Below are 18,657 nucleotides of genomic sequence, written 5' to 3'. Positions count from 1 at the left end.
ACTCGGGCAGGGCCGGCGCAGTCGCCGGCGGTGCGGGCTGGTCAGGCGGCGTAACAGCGCAGGTTGACGGTGGGCAGGTGGGCGTCCAGTTGCTGCCCGACATGCAAGTGCAAGTGCAGGGCGCTGCGAGGGTCGACATCCACGGTCAGCAGGGGCTCCAGGCCAGCGACTCGCACGCGGGCGCGCAGGAAGGTGCCGAGAAACTCCAGTTGCTCGATGCACGCCGGCAGGCCGCCGCTGTGGCGTGGTAACAGCTGAACCTCCTCCGGGCGGAACGCCAGGCGAACCCGCGCGCCCTGGCTGGCGGCCTGCGGCATGTCCAGCAGGGTAGCGCCCAGACGGACCTTGCCGTCGGCCTGGCAGGGACTGTCGATGAAGTTCATCGCGCCGATGAACTCGGCAACGAAGGGGGTGGCCGGCTGGCGGTAGATCTGTTCGGGCGTGCCGACCTGTTCGATCACGCCATGATTCATCACCACCACACGGTCGGCCATGGTCAGCGCCTCTTCCTGGTCATGGGTGACGAGAATGCTGGTTACCCCGAGTTGTTGCTGCAGGCGACGGATTTCCTTGCGCAGGTGGCCGCGCACGCGGGCATCGAGGGCCGATAGCGGTTCGTCGAGCAGCAGCAGGCCGGGGGCCGGGGCCAGCGCGCGGGCCAGTGCCACGCGTTGTTGCTGGCCGCCGGAAAGTTGCGCGGGGTATTTGCCGGCCTGGTCGGCGAGGCCGATCAGCGCCAGCAACTCGTCGACACGCTGCTTGATCTGCGCTTTCGGCTGGCCGAGGCTGCGCAGGCCGAAGGCAATGTTGTCCTGCACGCTGAGGTTGGGAAACAGCGCATAGGACTGAAAGACGATGCCAAAGTCGCGTTGCCGTGGAGGCAGCATCGAGATGTCGCGGTGGCCCTGCAGCAGGCGGCCACTGCTCTGCTGTTCGAGACCGGCAATGATGCGCAGCAGAGTGGTCTTGCCGCATCCGGAGGGGCCGAGGAAGCACACCAGTTCGCCGGGCTGGATGTCCAGGTGAATGTCGTCCAGGGCGGTGAAGTGGCCGAAGCGCTTGTGGATGGCCTGTAGTTGCAGGCGGCTGCCGCAGTTCTGCTGCATGGGGAATGCTCCGTGGCAAAGGCCCCGGCCGCCGGCCGGGGCGTGGCAGGGTTACTGGGCTTCGGCCTTGCCTTCGTAGCGTTTCTGCCACTCGGCGAGGATGCGCTCGCGGTTTTCCGCAGCCCAGTCGAAGTCGTTGTCGATCAGCAGTTGTTCCGGCTCGGCAGGGAAATGCTCCACCGGCCGGGCGATCCCGGGCATGGCGACGATGGCGTAGCCCTCGTTGTACAGGCGGTTGGCTTTTTCGCTGGCCGCCCAGTCGAGCAGGGTCTTGGCGGCTGCCAGGCGCTGGCTGCCCTTGATGATGGCGGCGGCTTCCATTTCCCAGCCCAGGCCTTCGCTGGGGAAGATCAGCTCCAGCGGGGCGCCGGCACTTTTTTCCTTGGCGCCACGGTAGGCGAAGGAGATGCCGATCGGCGCTTCGCCAGTGGCGGCCATCTTGCAAGGCTTGGAGCCGGAATGGGTGTAGCTCTTGATGTTCTGGTGCAGGCCATCCATGTAGGCCCAGCCCTGCTCTTCACCGAAGGTCTGCAGCCAGGCCGAGACATCCAGGTAGCCGGTGCCCGAGGAGGCCGGGTGCGGCATTACCACGTGGCCACGGTAGACCGGCTTGGTCAGGTCCTGCCAGCTGGCCGGGATGGGCAGTTGGTGCTTTTGCGCTTCCACGGTGTTGAAGCAGATGGCGGCCATCCAGGCATCCATGCCGATCCACTGCGGCGGCTGCTGATTGTCCACGTAGCGTGGGTTGAGCTTGTCCAGGCCCTTGGGCGCATAGGCTTCCAGCATGTCCTGTTGCTGCAGCAGCTTCAGGCTGGTGGCGGCCAGGCCCCACACGGCATCGGCTTTGGGGTTGTTCTTTTCGGCGAGCAGGCGTGCCGTGATCACCCCGGTGGAGTCGCGGACCCAGTTGATCTTGATGTCCGGATGGTCGGCGTTGAAGCGGTCTGCATATTTCTTCAGGTCTTCCGGTTCCAGCGCGGTATAGACGGTCAGCTGGTCGGCGGCAACGGCCGCGCAGGACAGGCTGGTCAGGGCGGCGGCGAGCAGGTGGCGCAAGCGGTTGGACGGTTTCACGAAGCATCTCCTGGGGCGGCAACATGCCGCGACGGGTCGGGTTGGCAGGGAGCGGTACGCATAACCTGTGCTTATGGCGCAGGCCGGCTCACCTGGGGCGATGCTAGGCAGGACCTGTTGCGTCTTTGTGACGAGGTGGCGGCGAATGCCCTGGATTTTCTGGGGCTTGCACCCGGGTGGGCTTGGCCTGCCGGGCTGGCCGGCATCGGCTCAGCCAGCCAGTCCGGCCTGGTGAATGCGCAGTTCGCGGCGCAGCCAGTCGCAGAAGGCCAACACCTTGGGGCGCTGGTCGCCCACCTGGCTGACCAGATAGTGGCCGCCACGGGTTTCCAGGGTGCCGGCATGCGGGCGCACCAGCTCGCCGCGTCGTAGGGCATCGCCGACCAGGAAGCTGCGTGTCAGCAGCACCCCATCGGCATGACGCACGGCCTGCATGGCCAGGGTGGTGGTGTCGAACTCCAGGCAGGGCGGCGGAGCGAGCAGGCTGACCTGCTGCGCGGCCAGCCACTGGCTCCAGCTTTCGCGGTAGCCGAGCACGCTGAGCAGCGGCCACTCCAGCAGCTCGCGGGCCGAGCCCGGCGTGCCGCGCCGGGCGAGGGTCTGCGGACTGCAAACGAGCAGCCAGTGCTCATGGGTGAGACGCTCGACCTGGCGATTGGTCCAGTCGCCATAGCCGTTGCAGATCTCCACGTCGGCATTGTTCGGCTGGTCGAAAACGGTCCAGGGCGAGGAACTGACCCGCACGCGAAAGCGCGGATATTCGGCCAGAAAGCGATGCAGGCGGGGGGCCAGGAAATGTTCGGCAAAGGAATTGGAGGCCTGCACGTTGAGTTGGGTACGGCCGCGCTCGCCGAACAGTTCGGCGGTGCTGCTGCGCAGGGTATGGAACGCCTGGGTCAGCGCCGGCAGGTAACTGCGCCCCTGCTCGGTGAGGCGCAGACCCTTGGCTTCGCGGATGAACAGGCGTGCGGCCAGGTGTTGCTCCAGTTGCTTGACCTGCTGGCTGACCGCCGCCTGGGTGACATGCAGCTCTTCGGCTGCGCGAGTAAAGCTGCCCAGGCGCGCGGAAGCCTCGAAGGCGCGCAGGGCATTGAGTGGTGGCAGGCTGGACATGGCTGGCCTTATGCGATGCACGGGTGGCTGGGCTTGGCAGTTAAGCGCTGCGACGTGACAGCGCGATGACAAGTCATAAGAAAAGCTGGGGCATTGGCCAAGCCCAGGGCGCTGGGCGAGCGGCAGGGGCACGTCGATACTGCGCCAGGTCTTTCACCTGGCAGGCAAAGGTGCCCCATGCAGGAACTTACGCTGGCGATTTTCGACCTTGACCATACCCTGCTGCCGCTGGATTGCTCGGCGCAGTGGGCCGCGCGCATGCAACAGCTGGGTTGGGTGGCCGGCGCGCAGTTTCGCGCCCGGCATGCTGCGCTGATGGCTGAATACGGCGAGCGCGGGCTGGACATGCAGGCCTACCTGCAGCTGACCCTCGAACCGCTGCGCGGACGCTGCGCGCAGGCTGTGGCCGAGGCAGTACAGCAACTGGTCGATGAGCACCTGCTGCCGGCGGTCTATGCCCAGGCCTGGCGCTTGTTGCAGACGCACGGCGAAGCCGGACACAGCCTGTTGCTGGTGTCGGCCAGCGAGGACTTCCTGGTCGAGCCGATGGGCCGGGCGTTGGGCTTCACGCATATCTTTGGCGTGCCCTGCGCTCGCCAGGACGGCTGCTTCACCGGCGCGCCGGGTGGCCCGGCTACCTATGCCGAGGGCAAGGTGCGCTGTGTCGAAGCCTGGCTGGCGGGCCAGCAGGCGCGTGTGCGGCGTAGCTATTTCTACAGTGACTCGCACAACGACCTGCCGCTGCTGCACTGGGTCAGCGACCCGCGTCCAACCAACCCCAACGCGCGCCTGCAGGCCGAAGCTCAGCGCCTGGGTTGGCCATGCCTGTGGCTCGATCCGCAGCAGGCCGCCAGCGCCTGATCCCAGGCTTCCTTAGTTCCCATCAAGGGTGCCGCCTGGGCGGCGCCAGGAGTACTTTCATGCGTGAACCCGTACTGCTTACCCCCGGCCCGCTGACCACCAGCCTGGCTACCAAGACGGCCATGCTGCGTGACTGGGGCAGCTGGGATGCAGCCTTCAACCAGCTCAGCGCATCCGTGTGCAGCGACTTGCTGGCGATTGCCGACGCCGGTGACAGCCATGTCTGCGTACCCTTGCAGGGCTCCGGGACCTTTGCCGTAGAGGCCGCCATCGGCACGCTGTTGCCGCGCGACGGCACGCTGCTGGTGCTGGTCAATGGTGCTTATGGCGAGCGTATGGCGCGCCTTACCGAAGTCATGGGACGGCGTGTGGTGCGTCTGACCTTTGCCGACCACCAGGCGGTTTGCCCGCGCCGCCTGGCGGCCGCCCTGGCCGCGCACCCGGAATGCAGCCATGTCGGGGTCATCCATTGCGAAACCAGCACCGGGCTGCTCAACCCGCTGGAGCAGATCGCCGGTGTGGTAGCGGCCGCTGGGCGCGCGCTGATCATCGACAGTATGAGTGCCTTTGGTGCCTTGCCGGTGCTGGCCCGCCAGGTACCCTTTGCCGCGCTGGTTTCTTCGGCCAACAAGTGTCTGGAGGGTGTGCCGGGCATGGCCTTTGTCCTCGCCGAGCGCCAGGCGCTGCTGGCCAGCGCCGCTAACAGCCATTCGCTGGCGCTCGACCTGCATGACCAGTATGTCTATCTGCAGCGCAGCGGACAGTGGCGCTTCACGCCGCCAACCCATGTGCTGGCCGGCTTGCGTGCGGCGCTCGACCAGTACCTGGCCGCGGGTGGCCAGCCGGCGCGCCTGGCCCGTTACCAGGCCAACGCCGCACGGTTGCGCGACGGTCTGCGGCGCCTGGGGCTGCGCAGCTATCTGGCCGAGGACGTGCAGGCGCCGATCATCTTCACTGTGCATGCGCCACCCCTGCCGGGCTATCGCTTCGCCGCGCTCTACCAGGCGGTCCGTGCGCGCGGTTTCATCCTTTATCCGGGCAAGCTGACCTCGTGCGAAACCTTCCGCATAGGCTGCATTGGTGCGCTGGATGGCGCGGAAATCGACCAGGCCCTGGCCGCCCTGGCGGCGGCGCTTGATGAACTGGGCTATCTGCCCGCGGCGGAGGTGGCGGCATGAGCTATCGCTACCAGCGTCGTTACTGTGCCCCGCTGCAGGCGGTGATCCTCGACTGGGCAGGCACGGTGGTGGATTTCGGCTCGTTTGCCCCTACCCAGGTGCTGATCGATGCCTTCGCGGCCTTCGGCATCAGCGTCAGCCTTGACGAAGCACGCGTGCCCATGGGCTTGGCCAAGTGGCAACACATCCAGGCGCTGGGGCGCCTGCCGACGGTGGCGGCGCGCTGGCAGGCCCGCTATGGCAAGGCGATGAGCGACGCCGATGTGGATGCGCTGTATGCACGCTTCATACCCCTGCAGATCGAACGCGTCGGGCAGTATTCGGCACCTATTCCCGGTACCTTGGCGGCGGTTGCCGCGCTGCGCCAGCGTGGCCTGAAAATCGGTAGCTGCTCCGGTTATCCGCGTGTGGTGATGGACGCGCTGTTGCCGATTGCCGCGGCGGCGGGCTATCAGCCTGACCATACGGTGGCCACCGACGACCTGCCGGCGGGCGGTCGCCCGGGACCCTGGATGGCGCTGGAGAATGTGCTGCGTTTGGGGGTGAGCGACGTGGCGGCGTGCGTCAAGGTTGACGATACCCCGCCGGGGATTGCCGAAGGCCTGGCGGCCGGCATGTGGACAGTCGGCCTGGCGGCTTCGGGCAACGAAGTGGGTGTCGACTACGCGCAGTGGCAGGCTCTTGACCCGCTAGCCCGCGAGCAGCGCCTGCAGGGCGCCCGCCAGCGTCTCTATCAGGCCGGTGCCCACTATGTGCTGGACAGCCTGGCTGAGTTGCCGGCGTTGCTGGACGAGATTGACGCCCGCCTGGCGCGCGGCGAGCGTCCCTGAGTGGAGGCTCAGGCGTGTTGCGGCTGCAGGATGCGCAACAGTGCCTGGGCGTGCTCGGCGGCGTCCAGGCCCAGGCTGGTCAGGTAGCCGCCATCGGCCTGACTGATCAGTCCCTTGGCATGCAGGCGCTGGGCGGCGGCAACGGTGGCGGGGGCGGCGCTGTGGTGCACCTTGAGGCCTTCCTGGGTGTTGTCCAGGTTGAACAGGGCGAGCAGTTCGGCTTCGGCAATCAGTTCGGCGGTGTAGGCCATGGGAACTCCAGAGGTGGGGGTGTGCCAGCAGTCTAGACCCTGTGGCGTTGCCACGGGGCGTGGATAAAGGTCGCAGGTAGTTTTACGGGCCGCCCAGCTTGAGCAGGGCCGGCTGGGCATGCGCGGCCGTGGGCGCCCAGTCGCGCAGGATGGCTTGATAGCGCCCGCTGCTGTGCAACGCGCGCATGCCACGGTCGAAGGCGGCGAGCAGCGCCGGTGCCTGTGCATGCTGGCGGGAAAAACTGAGGTACAGGCTGGGACGGTGTACGGTGGCCAGGGCATGGAACTGCCCGGCCAGCTCGGGGTGTTCGCTGAACAGCACGGCAGCTGTGCCGCGGTAGGCGACAAAGAACGCCACGCGGCCGCGCTGCAGCATGCGGAAGCCGTTGAGGTCCTGGCGTACCGGGACACGCAGGATCGCTTCCCGGCTGTCGAAGCGGCTACCGTATTCGTAGCCGATGGTCACCGCTACCCGGCGGCCGTCGAGCTGTTGCAGGTGCTGGATCTCACTGTATTCGCCCTGGCGCGCCCACAGCAGGATGTCGTCCTGGAACAGCGGTTGTTCGGGCAGCAGGTAGTCGCGGGCGATCTGTGGGTTGGGTGCGGTATTGAAGCAGCCGGCCAGCTCGCCTTTGCGGGTCATCTGCATGCAGCGCGCGTAGGGATAGGCGAGCAGCTCGACTTCCACCCCGGCAGCGGCAAATGCGGCGCGAACGATATCTACCGACAGGCCACGTATTTCACCCTGGCGCACGGCGCTGTAGGGATACCAGTCGTCCTCGACGCCGATTCGCGGCACGTCGGCCTGGGCTGTGCCCAGTGCGCCAAGCAGCAGGGCCAGCAGTGCACAGGCGAGGAGCTTACTGCGCGGCTTCATCCGCCAGCTCCGGCAGCGTCGGCAGTTCACGGAGCAGGCGCTCGTAGCCGGGCATGTCGAAGGGCTGGCCGCTGTCGAGCATCTGCTTGATGCTGTAGGCCAGTACCTGGCTCATCAGTTCGATGATCTCTTCGCGTGCATAGCCCACCAGGCTGAGCTTGTTGAAGCTGGCCTGAGCGGCTGGCGGTTTGCCGGCGGCGAGCTGGTTCTCCACCGCTTCGGCGAGCATGGCCGCGGTGAACTGCTCTTCGTCGTCGTCATCATCGTGTGGCGCGTGTGGTTCGGTATGCATGGCGGAATTTTCCAGTGAGGTGGCCTGTTCCAGTTGGCACAGCTGGCAGTCATCGGGGTCACCCAGGGTGCCTTCCTGATAGCGCACCCGGCGTTGTGCGGACTGACGGTCGGCACTGAAGCGAAAGTGCGCCGGTCGCTTTGGTGATTGTTCTGGCACGGCGGGCTCCACAAGGCGCAGGTCAGGTTGGACAGTGTACGCCAGCCCGGTTAGCGAGAAGACTGACGCGGGTCAGCGCGCTGACTGTCGCGCAGTTGCCAGAGCAATACCAGCAGGCCGGCAAAGGCCAGGCTCCACAGGCCAGCAGCCAGCGCCAGGCAAAGGGCGGGAGGCAGTCCCGGCAGCCCGGCGAGCAGGCGAGCCAGGGCGGCCAGGCTGGGCAGCAGGGCGATCGCGTGGATCCAGGGCCGGGCATTGGCGTTACGCCAGCATAGCAGCAGGCGGGTGCGCGCCATCACCGCCAGGCTCAGCGTGCCCAGTGCGCCGATGCTCAGCGCATGCAGGGCGGCATTGCCGCCTGGCAGCGGCCAGAGCAGGTGCAGGCCGTACAGGGCCAGACCGATGACCAGCCAGGCATAACCCAGCAGCAAGATCAGCAAGTCAGCCCGTTGCCGGTAGCGCCAGGGTTGCCAGCGTAACCAGCGCAGCAGAACCAGCAGGCTGGTCAACAGCAGTGCCAGGCCGGCGAGGGGCTGGCTGAGCGGCTGCAGGCCAAGCAGTAGGGCCGCAGCCAGACCAAGCAGCCCGGCACCTTCCAGGCGCGGTTGCACACGGTGCTGCAGCGTCCAGCCCTGCTGCTGTGCGTGGCCGGCCAGTGCCGGGGCAATGATCCGCCCGCCCATGAAGAACAGCAGGCCAGCCAGCAGCAAGAGTGCACTGCGTGCCTGCGCCGAGCTATCGAGCAGCCCTGTGCCCGTGGCCGGCAGGCTGCTGAGCAGGGCGAGCAGGCCGACCATCGGCGCTACGCTCTGGTTGCGCCACTTTTTCGCCGCGCCGAGAAAGCGCGGCAGCACCTGCCAGGCCAGGCCGGCGGCGAACAGCGCGGCGGCCAGCCCCGCCAGCAGGCTGCCGGGATAGGCGAGGAATAACAGGCGCGCGGCCAGCCAGCAGCCGAGCAGCGCCAGGCAACGCGGTTGTGGCTGTGGGCCAAGCAGGTAGCCGGCGACCACTGCCAGGGCATAGCCGAACAGCAGCTCGTGGGCGTGTCCCAGCGGCTGGGCGAGTCCCGGTGGCATCGGTAAAACACCCAGCAGGCCGGCCACGCTCAGCGGCAGCAGCAGGGTGGCGTACAGCGCCGCCGCGGGAAAGAACCAGGCATGCGCCATGGCTGGGCGTGGGCGCTGCATGGTCATGTCAGCGGCAGGCCCGGCCTATGCCACGCAGATTGCGACGGAAGAACTGCAGCTGATAACCGGCCTGTCGTGCCTGGCGACACAGCGTGCGGCTATAGGGACGGTATTCGGCAATGAACACCGGCTTGCCCTGGCTGCGCATCAGCTGGTAGACGGCGCACTCGCTATAGCGGTAGCAGCTTTCGTTGACGGCAAAGTCGAAGGCGTCATGCAGCTCATCCAGCAGCTCGACGGCATTCTTCAGACCGACCGCCAGGTCGCGGGCATGCGCCTGCTCGGCCAGCCAGCGGTTGAACAGCAGTTGCTCGCTGCGCGTGAGCGCCAGTCCGTTGCGGTTGGCATAGCCGTCGACATTGTCGGGATCCACGCCGTCACAGCCCTTGTCGCGGGCCAGGTTCAGGCGCGCGGCCAGCACTGTGCGTACCTGTGGGTGGCGATAGTCCAGCCAGCGCTCACCGGGCCAGTCCGCCAGGGGCAGGCCCAGACTGTCTGGCGGGAATTGCCCGGCATCTGCGCGCCAGTCTTCCCAGGTGCCGGCACTGAAATAGCACAGCACGATGTGCCCGCGGGCCTTGAGGTGGGCGATGCGCGGCGCGCTGTGATCGAACAGATCGATGATGTACACCTGGCGGTGCGCCTGGCGCAGCGGGCCATCGAGTTGCAGATGCCAGCTGCTCTGCGCGGGAATCACCAGGGGTGTGGCCAGTGTTGGTGTGGCCAGCAGCACAAGCAGGAAAAATAGTGCACGCATGGCGATCTCCTTGAGCCTGTGCGAAAGCCGGTGGCTGGCTACTGCCGTGCGCGTAGCGCCTGTCCGGGCAACATGACCGGCGGGCCGGCCGGACTGAGCCGGCCAGGCCAACCTGTTAGCGGCTTGCCAGCAGCGCGCGGCCGCGTGCTACGGCCGCGCGCACCTGATTCGGCGCGGTGCCGCCGATATGATCGCGGGCGTTCACCGAGCCTTCCAGAGTCAGCACGGCGAACACGTCCTGTTCGATCTGCTCGCTGAACTGGCGCAACTCGTCGAGGCTCATTTCGGCCAGGTCCTTGCCGGTTTGCACGCCGTACTTCACCGCGTGGCCGACGATCTCGTGGCAGTCGCGGAAGGGCAGGCCCTTGCGTACCAGGTAGTCGGCCAGGTCGGTGGCGGTGGAGAAGCCGCGCAGCGCTGCCTCGCGCATGATTTCGCGCTTGGGCTTGATCGCCGGCACCATGTCGGCAAACGCCCGCAGCGAATCGCGCAGGGTATCGGCGGCGTCGAACAAGGGTTCCTTGTCTTCCTGATTGTCCTTGTTGTAGGCCAGTGGCTGGCCCTTCATCAGGGTCAGCAGGCCGGTCAGGGCGCCGAATACGCGGCCGGACTTGCCACGCACCAGCTCCGGAACATCCGGGTTCTTTTTCTGCGGCATGATCGAGGAACCGGTGCAGAAGCGGTCCGGTAGGTCGATGAACTGGAACTGCGCGGAAGTCCACAGCACCAGCTCTTCGGAGAAGCGCGACAGGTGCATCATCGCCAGCGAGGCGGCGGCGCAGAATTCGATGGCGAAGTCGCGGTCCGACACGCCGTCCAGCGAGTTGCCGCCGACCTGATCGAAGCCGAGCAGTTCGGCGGTGATCTCGCGGGCAATCGGGTAGGTGGTGCCGGCCAGCGCGGCCGAGCCCAGCGGCATGCGGTTGGCCCGCTTGCGGCAGTCGACCAGGCGCTCGTAGTCGCGCGACAGCATCTCGAACCAGGCCAGCAGATGGTGGCCGAAGGTCACCGGCTGGGCGGTCTGCAGGTGGGTGAAGCCGGGCATGATGGTGTCCGCTTCGGCCTCTGCCAGCTCAAGCAGGCCCTGCTGCAGGCGGGTGATCTCGCCGAGGATGATGTCGATCTCGTCGCGCAGCCACAGGCGGATGTCGGTGGCCACCTGGTCGTTGCGCGAACGGCCGGTGTGCAGTTTCTTGCCGGTGACGCCGATGCGCTCGGTCAGGCGTGCCTCGATGTTCATGTGCACGTCTTCGAGGTCGACGCGCCAGTCGAACTGGCCGGCTTCGATCTCGCTCTGGATCTGCTTCAGACCGGCCTCGATGGCGTCGCGTTCCTCGGCGGTCAGTACGCCGACCTTGGCCAGCATGGTGGCGTGGGCGATCGAGCCCATGATGTCGTGGCGATACAGGCGCTTGTCGAAATCGACGGAGGCGGTGAAGCGGGCGACGAAGGCGTCGACGGGCTCGCTGAAGCGGCCGCCCCAGGACTGGTTGGTTTTCTCGCTGCTCATGCTGGACTCGTGCAGTTAAGGCCGGAAAAAGTGGCGCGATCATAGCAGGCTGGCGCGCCCCGCGCAGGGCTGTGGCCTGCCGCGGGTAACTGTCGGCTGGTTCACGCAATGACGTTTTGCCAGGCCTTTGACGCCGGCAAAATGGCCGGTCGGCGTCTGCCCCGCTTGTCGCCAGGCGGGGGCTGGTCAACACTGCGCAGATGCACAAGACCACGCCTGCCGCGCCGCCTGCGCCCGCCACCGATGATTTCTTCGTTCCCGAGCTGTGTCAGTCGGAGGCGCTGCTCGCCCTGGTGTTGCTGGCCGAGCTGCTGGTGCTGGTGCTGGTGCTGGCCGAGCCGATGAATGGCAGCTTCGATTGGCTGCGCTTGGCGCTGACTTCACTGTTTGTGCAATGGATCGTCCTGCTCTCGGCGGCCCTGACCTGCCGTCTGCGTCCCTGGCTGGCGCGCTTGCCGGTGGCTCTGGCCGGCGTGCTGTGCTGCCTGCTGGTGGTGCTGCTGACGCTGCTGTGTACCTGGATTGCCGACTATTACCTGTTGCTGGACGAGCCGCAGGCCGACTTGTACCTGCGCCATGCGTTGATTGCCCTGATTATGTCGGCGTTGCTGCTGCGTTATTTCTACCTGCAGAGTCAGTGGCGCCGCCAGGAACAGGCCGAGCTGCGCGCGCGCATCGAGTCGCTGCAGGCGCGTATCCGCCCGCACTTTCTGTTCAACAGCCTGAACAGCATTGCCAGCCTGGTGGCTGTCGACCCGCACAAGGCCGAACAGGCCGTACTGGATCTCTCCGACCTGTTTCGCGCCAGCCTGGCCCGTCCCGGTACGCTGGTGCCCTGGCGTGACGAGCTGGCGCTGGCGGAACGCTACCTGTCGATCGAACGCTATCGCCTAGGCGAGCGCCTGCAACTGCATTGGGACATCGCCGGTGTGCCGGATGACTTGCCGATTCCCCAGCTGACCCTGCAGCCGCTGCTGGAAAACGCGCTGATCTACGGTATCCAGCCGCGTATTGAGGGAGGGCGGGTGGATATCCAGGCACGCTATGCCGATGGCCAGTTCAGCCTTTGCGTGAGCAACCCGTGTGACGTGGACGAGGTGCCGACCAACAGTCGCGGTACCAGGCTCGCGCTGGGCAATATCGAGGCGCGCCTGGCGGCGCTGTTCGGTCCGGCGGCGCGGCTTAGCCAGGAGCGCCGCGACGGTCGCCATTTTGCTTGTCTGCGCTATCCTTGTGCCAGACCCCTGCAGGAAGCCGGAGCACCATGAATGTTCTGATCGTCGATGACGAACCGCTGGCCCGCGAACGCCTGATCCGCCTGTTGAGCGAGATCGAGGGTTGTCGGGTGCTGCAACCCTGCGCCAGTAATGGCGAAGAGGCGCTGACCCTGATCGACAGCCTCAAGCCCGACGTGGTGCTGCTGGATATCCGCATGCCCGGGCTGGACGGCCTGCAGGTGGCGGCGCGCCTCTGCGAGCGTGATGCACCGCCTGCGGTGATCTTCTGTACCGCGCACGACGAGTTTGCTCTGGAAGCCTTCCAGGTCAGTGCGGTGGGCTATCTGGTCAAGCCGGTGCGTGTCGAGGCCCTGGCGGCGGCCCTGAAGCAGGCCGAACGGCCCAACCGCGTGCAGCTGGCCGCGCTGACGCGCCCGCCGCAGACGCCCGGACAGGGGCCGCGCAGTCACATCAGTGCGCGTACACGCAAAGGCATCGAACTGATTCCGCTGGAACAGGTGATCTATTTCGTGGCCGATCACAAGTACGTGACCCTGCGCCATGAGGGCGGCGAGGTACTCCTCGACGAACCGCTCAAGGCTCTGGAAGACGAATTTGCCGCACGCTTCGTGCGTATCCACCGTAATGCCCTGGTGGCCCTGGAACGCATCGAACGCCTGCAGCGCACACCGCTGGGGCACTTCCAGTTGTACCTGCGTGGCCTGGGTGATGAAGCGCTGACGGTCAGTCGGCGACACGTCGCCGGGGTGCGCAAGCTGATGCAGAGCCTCTAGCGTTCCCGGGCAATTTCCTTGATCCCGGCCAACCGGTGGCCTCTGCCTGCCTGTTATGATCGCCACCAGTTCAGCCTGTGGAAGTCATCATGTCCCGCGAAATCCGTATTGCCACCCGCAAGAGCGCCCTGGCCCTGTGGCAGGCCGAGTACGTCAAAGCCGCGCTGGAGCGTGCCCATCCCGGCTTGCGGGTGAGCCTGGTGCCGATGGTCAGTCGTGGCGACAAGCTGCTCGATGCGCCGCTGGCAAAAATTGGCGGCAAGGGCCTGTTCGTCAAGGAGCTGGAAACGGCCCTGCTGGAAAACGAAGCCGACATCGCCGTGCACTCCATGAAGGACGTGCCGATGGATTTCCCGGAAGGCCTCGGGCTCTACTGCATCTGCGAGCGTGAAGATCCGCGCGACGCCTTTGTGTCCAACACCTACGACAGTCTCGACGCGCTGCCGCCAGGTAGCGTGGTGGGCACTTCCAGCCTGCGCCGCCAGGCGCAACTGCTGGCGCGCCGTCCGGATCTGAACATTCACTTCCTGCGCGGCAACGTCAACACGCGGCTGGCCAAGCTGGATGCCGGCGAGTATGACGCGATCATCCTCGCCGCCGCCGGGCTGATCCGCCTGGGCTTTGCCGAGCGCATCCGCAGCTCGATCAGCGTCGAGGACAGCCTGCCGGCTGGTGGCCAGGGTGCCGTGGGTATCGAATGTCGCAGCGCCGATAGCGAAATCCACGCGCTGCTGGCGCCCTTGCACCATACCGCGACGGCCCTGCGGGTCAGCGCCGAACGGGCGCTCAACAAACACCTGAATGGCGGCTGCCAGGTGCCGATTGCCTGCTATGCCCTGCTGGAAGGTGATCAGCTGTGGCTGCGCGGCCTGGTCGGCCAACCCGATGGCGGCCTGCTGTTGCGTGCCGAAGCGCGTGCTGCGGCCAGCGCTGCCAGCGAGCTCGGAGTACAAGTGGCCGAGGCGCTGCTGGCCCAGGGTGCCGACCGCATCCTGCAGGCGGTGTATGGCGAGACCGATCCGGCGTGAATGACTGGCGTCTGCTGCTGACCCGGCCGGCGCAGGAATGCGCCCGTCAGGCGGCGCAGTTGGCCGAGGCCGGGGTGTTTGCCTGCTGCCTGCCGATGCTGGAGGTCGAGGCCCTGCCTGATGACCCGCAGCAGCAGCGCTGCCTGGAGGCTCTGCCCGAGTACAGTGCGCTGATCGTGGTCAGCAAGCCGGCAGCCCAGTTGGGCCTGGCGCTCTACCAGCGCTACTGGCCCGGGGCCGTGCAGATGCAACCGTGGTTTACGGTCGGCGCCGCCACTGCCGGGGTGCTGCGGGATGCTGGCTTGCAGGTGCACTGCCCAGCGCAGGGTGATGACAGCGAGGCCCTGCTGGCGCTGCCCAGCCTGGCGCAGGCGTTGGCGGTGCGCACGCCGCGGGTGTTGATCCTGCGTGGCACCACGGGGCGCGATTACATGGCCGAGCAGCTGCGCAGCCAGGGCGTGCAGGTCGACTATCTGCCGCTGTACCGGCGCCTGGCGCCGATCTATGCCGAAGGCCAGGTGTTGCAAACCTGCCGGCAACACGGCTTGAATGGCCTGGTGGCCAGCAGTGGCGAAGGCCTGGCCAATCTGTGTGCCAGCGCCGCGGCAGACTGGCCGCAGCTGGCTGAGCTACCCTTGTTCGTGCCCAGCCCGCGAGTGGCCGAGCAGGCGCGCCAGGCCGGTGCGCGGCAGGTCATCGATTGTCGGGGGGCTAGTCTGCAAGCGCTGCTACAGGCCTTGCAGAAACACGCCCCGGACTCTTCTCGAACCACAGGATGAACGTGTGAACGAAGCCCAGACGCCCGAAACCCCGCCACTCGACGCCCCTGTTACGACCCCGCCCAGTGCCGCGCCGAAGCCCAGGCCGGCCGGGCGTGGCCTGGCTGGGCTGGCTGTTTTGCTGGCCCTAGCGGCTGTGGCGGGTACTGCCTGGCAAGGCTGGCAGCAGCGCCAGGCGCTGCACGAGCAGCAGACTTGGCAGCAACAGCTGGACAGCAGTCAGGCGCAGTTGGCGGCGCTGCTGGCGGCGCAGGCGCAACTTGGTACGCGCCTGGAACAGCTGCCTAGCGCGGCGCAGTGGCGCGAGCGTGAGCAACTGCTGGCCAGCCTGCAGGGTGAGCAGCAGCAACAGACGGCCCGTCTTGATGCGCTGTTCGGCAAGAGTCGTGAAGACTGGCGGCTGGCCGAGGCTGAGCACCTGTTGCGCCTGGCTGCGCTGCGCCTGAGTGCTCTGCAGGACATCAACAGTGCCGAAGCGCTGCTGCAGGCCGCGGATCAGATTCTCCACCAGCAGGATGACCCGGCGGCCTTTGCCAGTCGCCAGCAACTGGCGCGCGACCTGGAAACCCTGCGCACCCTGCAGCGCCCTGATCGCACCGGACTGTTCCTGCGCCTGGCGGCGCTGCGCCAGCAGGCCGAACAGCTCACCCCGCTGCAACCTCTGGCAGAGGGGCAGGGTGGCGTACTCCTCGATCTGGCTGAGCAGGAGGCCCCGGACAGTCCCTTCAAGGCGTGGCTGCAGACGCTGTCGGGTTACTTCCGCATTCAATTCGATGCGCAGGAAGAAGTGCGTCCGCTGCTGGCCGGGCAGGGCCTGCAGCAGGTGCGTCTGGCTCTTTCGCTAGCGCTGGAGCAGGCGCAATGGGCGGCACTGCACGGTTATAGCGCCGTCTATCGACAGGCCTTGGGCCAGGCCGAGGAGATCCTCGCGGCGCATTTCAATGCCGAGGACCCGGCTGCCGCCGGCCTGCGCCAGCGTCTCGGCGAGCTGGCTGATCTGCCAGTCGAGGTGCAGGTGCCTGATCTCAGCGATAGCCTGGCTACCCTGCAGGCCTACCTGGCGCGCCGTGCCGGGTTGCGTGAGGCGCCGGCCGCGGAGGAGCAGCCATGAAGCGCCGCCTGCTGTGGGGCCTGGTGCTGCTGGCTGGCCTGCTCGGCCTGGGCTATGGGCTGTGGTGGCTGATCAGCCAGGACCCCGGTTACGTCCTGCTGGCGTTCAAGGGCTTTCGCTACCAATCCAGCCTGTGGGCGTTCCTCGCCCTGCTGCTGGTGACCGGCCTGCTCGGCTGGGCGCTGCGCCGGGCTCTGCGCTTGTTGCTGCTGTCGCTGGGGGTGGTCAATCCCTGGTCGCGCCTGCATCGCGGACGTCGCCTGCGCCTGGCCTGCGAGCAAGGCCTGCTGGACCTGGCCGAGGGGCGCTGGCAGCCGGCCTTGCGCCATCTGCGGCGGGCCGCCGAGGGTAGCGCCCAGCCGTTGCCCTACTACCTGGGGGCTGCCAGGGCCGCCGAGGAAATGAGCGACAGTGCCAGTGCCGAGCAATTGCTGGCGCGGGCGCGTGAGCGGCAGCCCAAGGCGGAGCTGGCCATTACGCTGACCCAGGCTGACCTGCAGGCCGAGCGCGGCGACTGGGCAGCCGCACAGGCTACCTTGCAACAGTTGCGCGACCAGTATCCGGCACATCCGCAGTTGTTGCGCCAGCTACAGCGTGTACTGACGCAACGTGCCGACTGGTCGGGATTGCTGGGCCTGCTGCCAGACCTGATCAAGGCCAAGGCCCTGCCGGCAGCCCAGCTGCAGACGCTGCAGGAACAGGCCTGGCAAGGCCGCCTGCTGGCGGCTGGCCAGGCCGGTGGCGAGGCGCTGGCGACGGTGCAGGAAGCCTGGCAACAACTGCATGCCCGCGAGCGGCAGAATCCTTTGCTGCTCAAGGCCTATGCCAGCCAGCTGCAGGCCCTGGGGGCTGATGAAGAGGCTGAGTCTGTGCTGCGTACGGCGCTCAAGCGCAGTTACACCCCCGAGCTGGTCGGCCTGTATGGGCAGCTGCGCGGGCGTGACCCGGGCAAGCAACTGCAGCTGGCCGAGAGCTGGCTCAAGCAGACACCGCAGGATGCGCAGCTGCTGTTGTGCCTGGGGCGCCTGTGCCTGCGCAATCAGCTGTGGGGCAAGGCGCGCGAATACCTGGAGGCCAGCCTGCAGTTTGCTCGTCAGGCCGACACCTGCATCGAACTGGCCCGCCTGCTGGCCAGTCAGGGTGACCTGGCGCGTAGCAACCAGCTGCTGCAGGAGGCCGTGCAGCTGCGCGGCGGGCAGTGGCCGAGCCTGCCCCTGCCGTCAGGTCACTGAAGCCATCCAGCCGCCTGTGCCTTGCTGGGCTGGGCGGCTTTCCTCTACCGTAGCGGCCTTTGCCGATTATCACCCTGGAGCCATCATGCCGTTGCCCAGTTCCCGTCTGTTGAATGCCCTGGCCTTCTTGGGCTGTCTGCTGCTCATGCTGGCGGCTTTGTACCTGGAGCATGTCGAGGGTCTGGAGCCCTGCCCGCTGTGCATCGTGCAGCGTATCTGCGTGCTGCTGTTTGGCCTGCTCTGTCTGGCGGCGGCGCTGCATAACCCGCAAGCCCTGGGCCGTCGTTGCTATGCGGGGTTGGCCGGACTGGCTGCTGCGGGTGGCCTGGCGGCAGCCTGGCGACAGATCTGGCTGCAAGGTATCCCGCCGGAAGAGTTGCCGGCCTGTTTGCCCAGCCTGGAGTACATGCTCGAAGCGCTGCCCTTCCAGGACATCCTGCGCCTGGTACTGCACGGCACCGCCGAGTGCGCCGAGGTCAAATGGACCCTGCTGGGCATGAGCATCCCCGAGTGGAGCCTGTTGGGCTTTATCGGCATGCTGCTGTTGGTTGCCGTGCAGTTGCTGCGCCGCGATTAATGATTTGCGGCAAGTACCGGGTTGCACCGGGCGCGCAGAATGATCACGGATGATTAAACGCTTGTATTAAATTTGTCCGGGCGCTGGCTTGAAGGCGTTATGCCAGCGGCATACTCTGGCGCTGCACAGTGCCGGAAAACTGCCGTTGCGGCGCTGCGCCGCCAATCCCTCTCCCACGTGAGAGCCTGGACAGTACAAGAAAATCAAGGGAAGCGAGGCTGCCATGCTCGAGAAATGCCGAAATGCCCAGGAGCGCTGGGGTGGGGTGCATCAGCTGATTGATCGCTGGTTGCAGGAACGTCATGAGCTGATCAGTGCCTACCAGCAGCTGCAAAGCCAGCTTGATCGCTGCAGCCGTGAAACGCTGCAGGTGTTTTGCCAATGGCTGGTCGACTATGCGTCGGCAGGACATTTCGAGGTCTACGAGCAACTGCTCCGCGAAGCCCAGGATTTCAATGATCAGCGCGGTCTGGAACTGGCCCGGCAAATCTATCCGCGCCTGCAGGTCATCACTCAGCTGGCGCTCGACTTCAATGATCGTTGCGATGCCCAGTTGGCGCGTGGCGAGCAACCGCAGCTGGCCAGCGAGTTAGCACCTTTGGGGCAGTTGCTGCACGAGCGTTTCGAGCTGGAAGACTGCCTGATCGAGGTGCTGCATACCGCTCACCAACAGCAGGCCATGCAGGCGGTATAGGACGCGCAGCGCGCTAGCCAGGGCCTTGGC

Annotated in this window: 20 protein-coding genes; 11 read left to right on the top strand and 9 right to left on the bottom strand. The window is 66.6% G+C overall.

Annotated features, from left to right (window positions below):
* Nucleotides 1–41: 41 nt before the first annotated feature.
* The 3 genes from CW360_RS10650 to CW360_RS10640 all read right to left on the bottom strand — a co-directional run bounded on the left by CW360_RS10650 (nt 42) and on the right by CW360_RS10640 (nt 3,293).
* Nucleotides 42–1,106 (bottom strand): putative 2-aminoethylphosphonate ABC transporter ATP-binding protein, encoded by a 1,065-nt coding sequence (locus CW360_RS10650; protein WP_101193688.1) that lies wholly within the window; start codon nt 1,104–1,106, stop codon nt 42–44.
* A gap of 51 nt (nt 1,107–1,157) precedes the next feature.
* Nucleotides 1,158–2,180, bottom strand: coding sequence for a putative 2-aminoethylphosphonate ABC transporter substrate-binding protein (locus CW360_RS10645; protein ID WP_425439763.1), 1,023 nt, complete (start codon nt 2,178–2,180; stop codon nt 1,158–1,160).
* A 210-nt stretch (nt 2,181–2,390) separates the two neighbouring features.
* Entirely contained in the window at nt 2,391–3,293 is a 903-nt protein-coding gene (locus tag CW360_RS10640; RefSeq protein ID WP_093984476.1) for a LysR substrate-binding domain-containing protein, read from the bottom strand.
* A 177-nt stretch (nt 3,294–3,470) separates the two neighbouring features.
* Between CW360_RS10640 and CW360_RS10635 the strand changes: the two genes are divergently transcribed.
* Genes CW360_RS10635 through phnX form a run of 3 tightly spaced genes read left to right on the top strand, consistent with a single transcriptional unit; the run spans nt 3,471 to nt 6,162 of the window.
* The gene (locus tag CW360_RS10635; protein WP_101193687.1) at nt 3,471–4,154 is read left to right on the top strand and encodes an HAD family hydrolase; all 684 of its coding nucleotides are present in this window, start codon (nt 3,471–3,473) and stop codon (nt 4,152–4,154) included.
* A gap of 59 nt (nt 4,155–4,213) precedes the next feature.
* Nucleotides 4,214–5,332: a 2-aminoethylphosphonate--pyruvate transaminase gene (locus tag CW360_RS10630; RefSeq protein ID WP_101193686.1), complete on the top strand. Its 1,119-nt coding sequence runs from the start codon at nt 4,214–4,216 to the stop codon at nt 5,330–5,332.
* Nucleotides 5,329–6,162, top strand: coding sequence for a phosphonoacetaldehyde hydrolase (gene phnX, locus CW360_RS10625; protein WP_101193685.1), 834 nt, complete (start codon nt 5,329–5,331; stop codon nt 6,160–6,162). Before CW360_RS10630 ends, phnX begins: the two co-directional genes overlap by 4 nt.
* 8 nt (nt 6,163–6,170) lie before the next feature.
* Here the strand turns inward: phnX and CW360_RS10620 are convergent, their stop codons facing one another.
* The 6 genes from CW360_RS10620 to argH all read right to left on the bottom strand — a co-directional run bounded on the left by CW360_RS10620 (nt 6,171) and on the right by argH (nt 11,195).
* Nucleotides 6,171–6,413 (bottom strand): TIGR02647 family protein, encoded by a 243-nt coding sequence (locus tag CW360_RS10620; RefSeq protein WP_093984480.1) that lies wholly within the window; start codon nt 6,411–6,413, stop codon nt 6,171–6,173.
* A gap of 82 nt (nt 6,414–6,495) precedes the next feature.
* Nucleotides 6,496–7,290 (bottom strand): substrate-binding periplasmic protein, encoded by a 795-nt coding sequence (locus CW360_RS10615; RefSeq protein ID WP_101193684.1) that lies wholly within the window; start codon nt 7,288–7,290, stop codon nt 6,496–6,498.
* Nucleotides 7,274–7,741, bottom strand: coding sequence for a hypothetical protein (locus CW360_RS10610; protein ID WP_229727142.1), 468 nt, complete (start codon nt 7,739–7,741; stop codon nt 7,274–7,276). Before CW360_RS10610 ends, CW360_RS10615 begins: the two co-directional genes overlap by 17 nt.
* A 50-nt stretch (nt 7,742–7,791) precedes the next feature.
* A complete protein-coding gene (locus CW360_RS10605; protein ID WP_101193683.1) occupies nt 7,792–8,934 on the bottom strand; it encodes an NnrS family protein in 1,143 nt (380 codons plus the stop codon).
* A gap of 1 nt (nt 8,935) precedes the next feature.
* Nucleotides 8,936–9,685: an endo alpha-1,4 polygalactosaminidase gene (locus tag CW360_RS10600; protein ID WP_170307382.1), complete on the bottom strand. Its 750-nt coding sequence runs from the start codon at nt 9,683–9,685 to the stop codon at nt 8,936–8,938.
* Nucleotides 9,686–9,800: 115 nt separating this feature from the next.
* Entirely contained in the window at nt 9,801–11,195 is a 1,395-nt protein-coding gene (gene argH, locus CW360_RS10595; protein WP_101193682.1) for an argininosuccinate lyase, read from the bottom strand.
* Between the two features lie 200 nt (nt 11,196–11,395).
* Between argH and CW360_RS10590 the strand changes: the two genes are divergently transcribed.
* From CW360_RS10590 to rsd, 8 genes are all read left to right on the top strand, one after another.
* Nucleotides 11,396–12,463: a sensor histidine kinase gene (locus CW360_RS10590; protein WP_101193681.1), complete on the top strand. Its 1,068-nt coding sequence runs from the start codon at nt 11,396–11,398 to the stop codon at nt 12,461–12,463.
* Nucleotides 12,460–13,206: a LytR/AlgR family response regulator transcription factor gene (locus CW360_RS10585; RefSeq protein ID WP_093984485.1), complete on the top strand. Its 747-nt coding sequence runs from the start codon at nt 12,460–12,462 to the stop codon at nt 13,204–13,206. The genes CW360_RS10590 and CW360_RS10585 overlap by 4 nt, the downstream gene beginning before the upstream one ends.
* Before the next feature lie 89 nt (nt 13,207–13,295).
* On the top strand, nt 13,296–14,234 hold the full coding sequence (gene hemC / locus CW360_RS10580; protein ID WP_093984486.1) for a hydroxymethylbilane synthase: 939 nt from the start codon (nt 13,296–13,298) through the stop codon (nt 14,232–14,234).
* The gene (locus tag CW360_RS10575; protein ID WP_101193680.1) at nt 14,231–15,013 is read left to right on the top strand and encodes a uroporphyrinogen-III synthase; all 783 of its coding nucleotides are present in this window, start codon (nt 14,231–14,233) and stop codon (nt 15,011–15,013) included. Before hemC ends, CW360_RS10575 begins: the two co-directional genes overlap by 4 nt.
* Nucleotides 15,014–15,017: 4 nt before the next feature.
* The gene (locus CW360_RS10570; RefSeq protein WP_093984488.1) at nt 15,018–16,124 is read left to right on the top strand and encodes a uroporphyrinogen-III C-methyltransferase; all 1,107 of its coding nucleotides are present in this window, start codon (nt 15,018–15,020) and stop codon (nt 16,122–16,124) included.
* Nucleotides 16,121–17,356 (top strand): heme biosynthesis HemY N-terminal domain-containing protein, encoded by a 1,236-nt coding sequence (locus CW360_RS10565; RefSeq protein ID WP_101193679.1) that lies wholly within the window; start codon nt 16,121–16,123, stop codon nt 17,354–17,356. The genes CW360_RS10570 and CW360_RS10565 overlap by 4 nt, the downstream gene beginning before the upstream one ends.
* A gap of 85 nt (nt 17,357–17,441) precedes the next feature.
* Complete coding sequence (locus CW360_RS10560) at nt 17,442–17,933, top strand: disulfide bond formation protein B (RefSeq protein ID WP_101193678.1); 492 nt, start codon at nt 17,442–17,444, stop codon at nt 17,931–17,933.
* A gap of 223 nt (nt 17,934–18,156) precedes the next feature.
* Nucleotides 18,157–18,627, top strand: a complete 471-nt coding sequence (gene rsd, locus CW360_RS10555) for a sigma D regulator (RefSeq protein ID WP_093984491.1) — start codon at nt 18,157–18,159, stop codon at nt 18,625–18,627.
* Nucleotides 18,628–18,657 lie beyond the last annotated feature (30 nt).

This window comes from Pseudomonas fluvialis (assembly GCF_002835605.1).
GTDB classification, from domain to species: Bacteria; Pseudomonadota; Gammaproteobacteria; order Pseudomonadales; family Pseudomonadaceae; genus Aquipseudomonas; species Aquipseudomonas fluvialis.
This window is presented reverse-complemented; position numbering and strand designations above follow the sequence as displayed.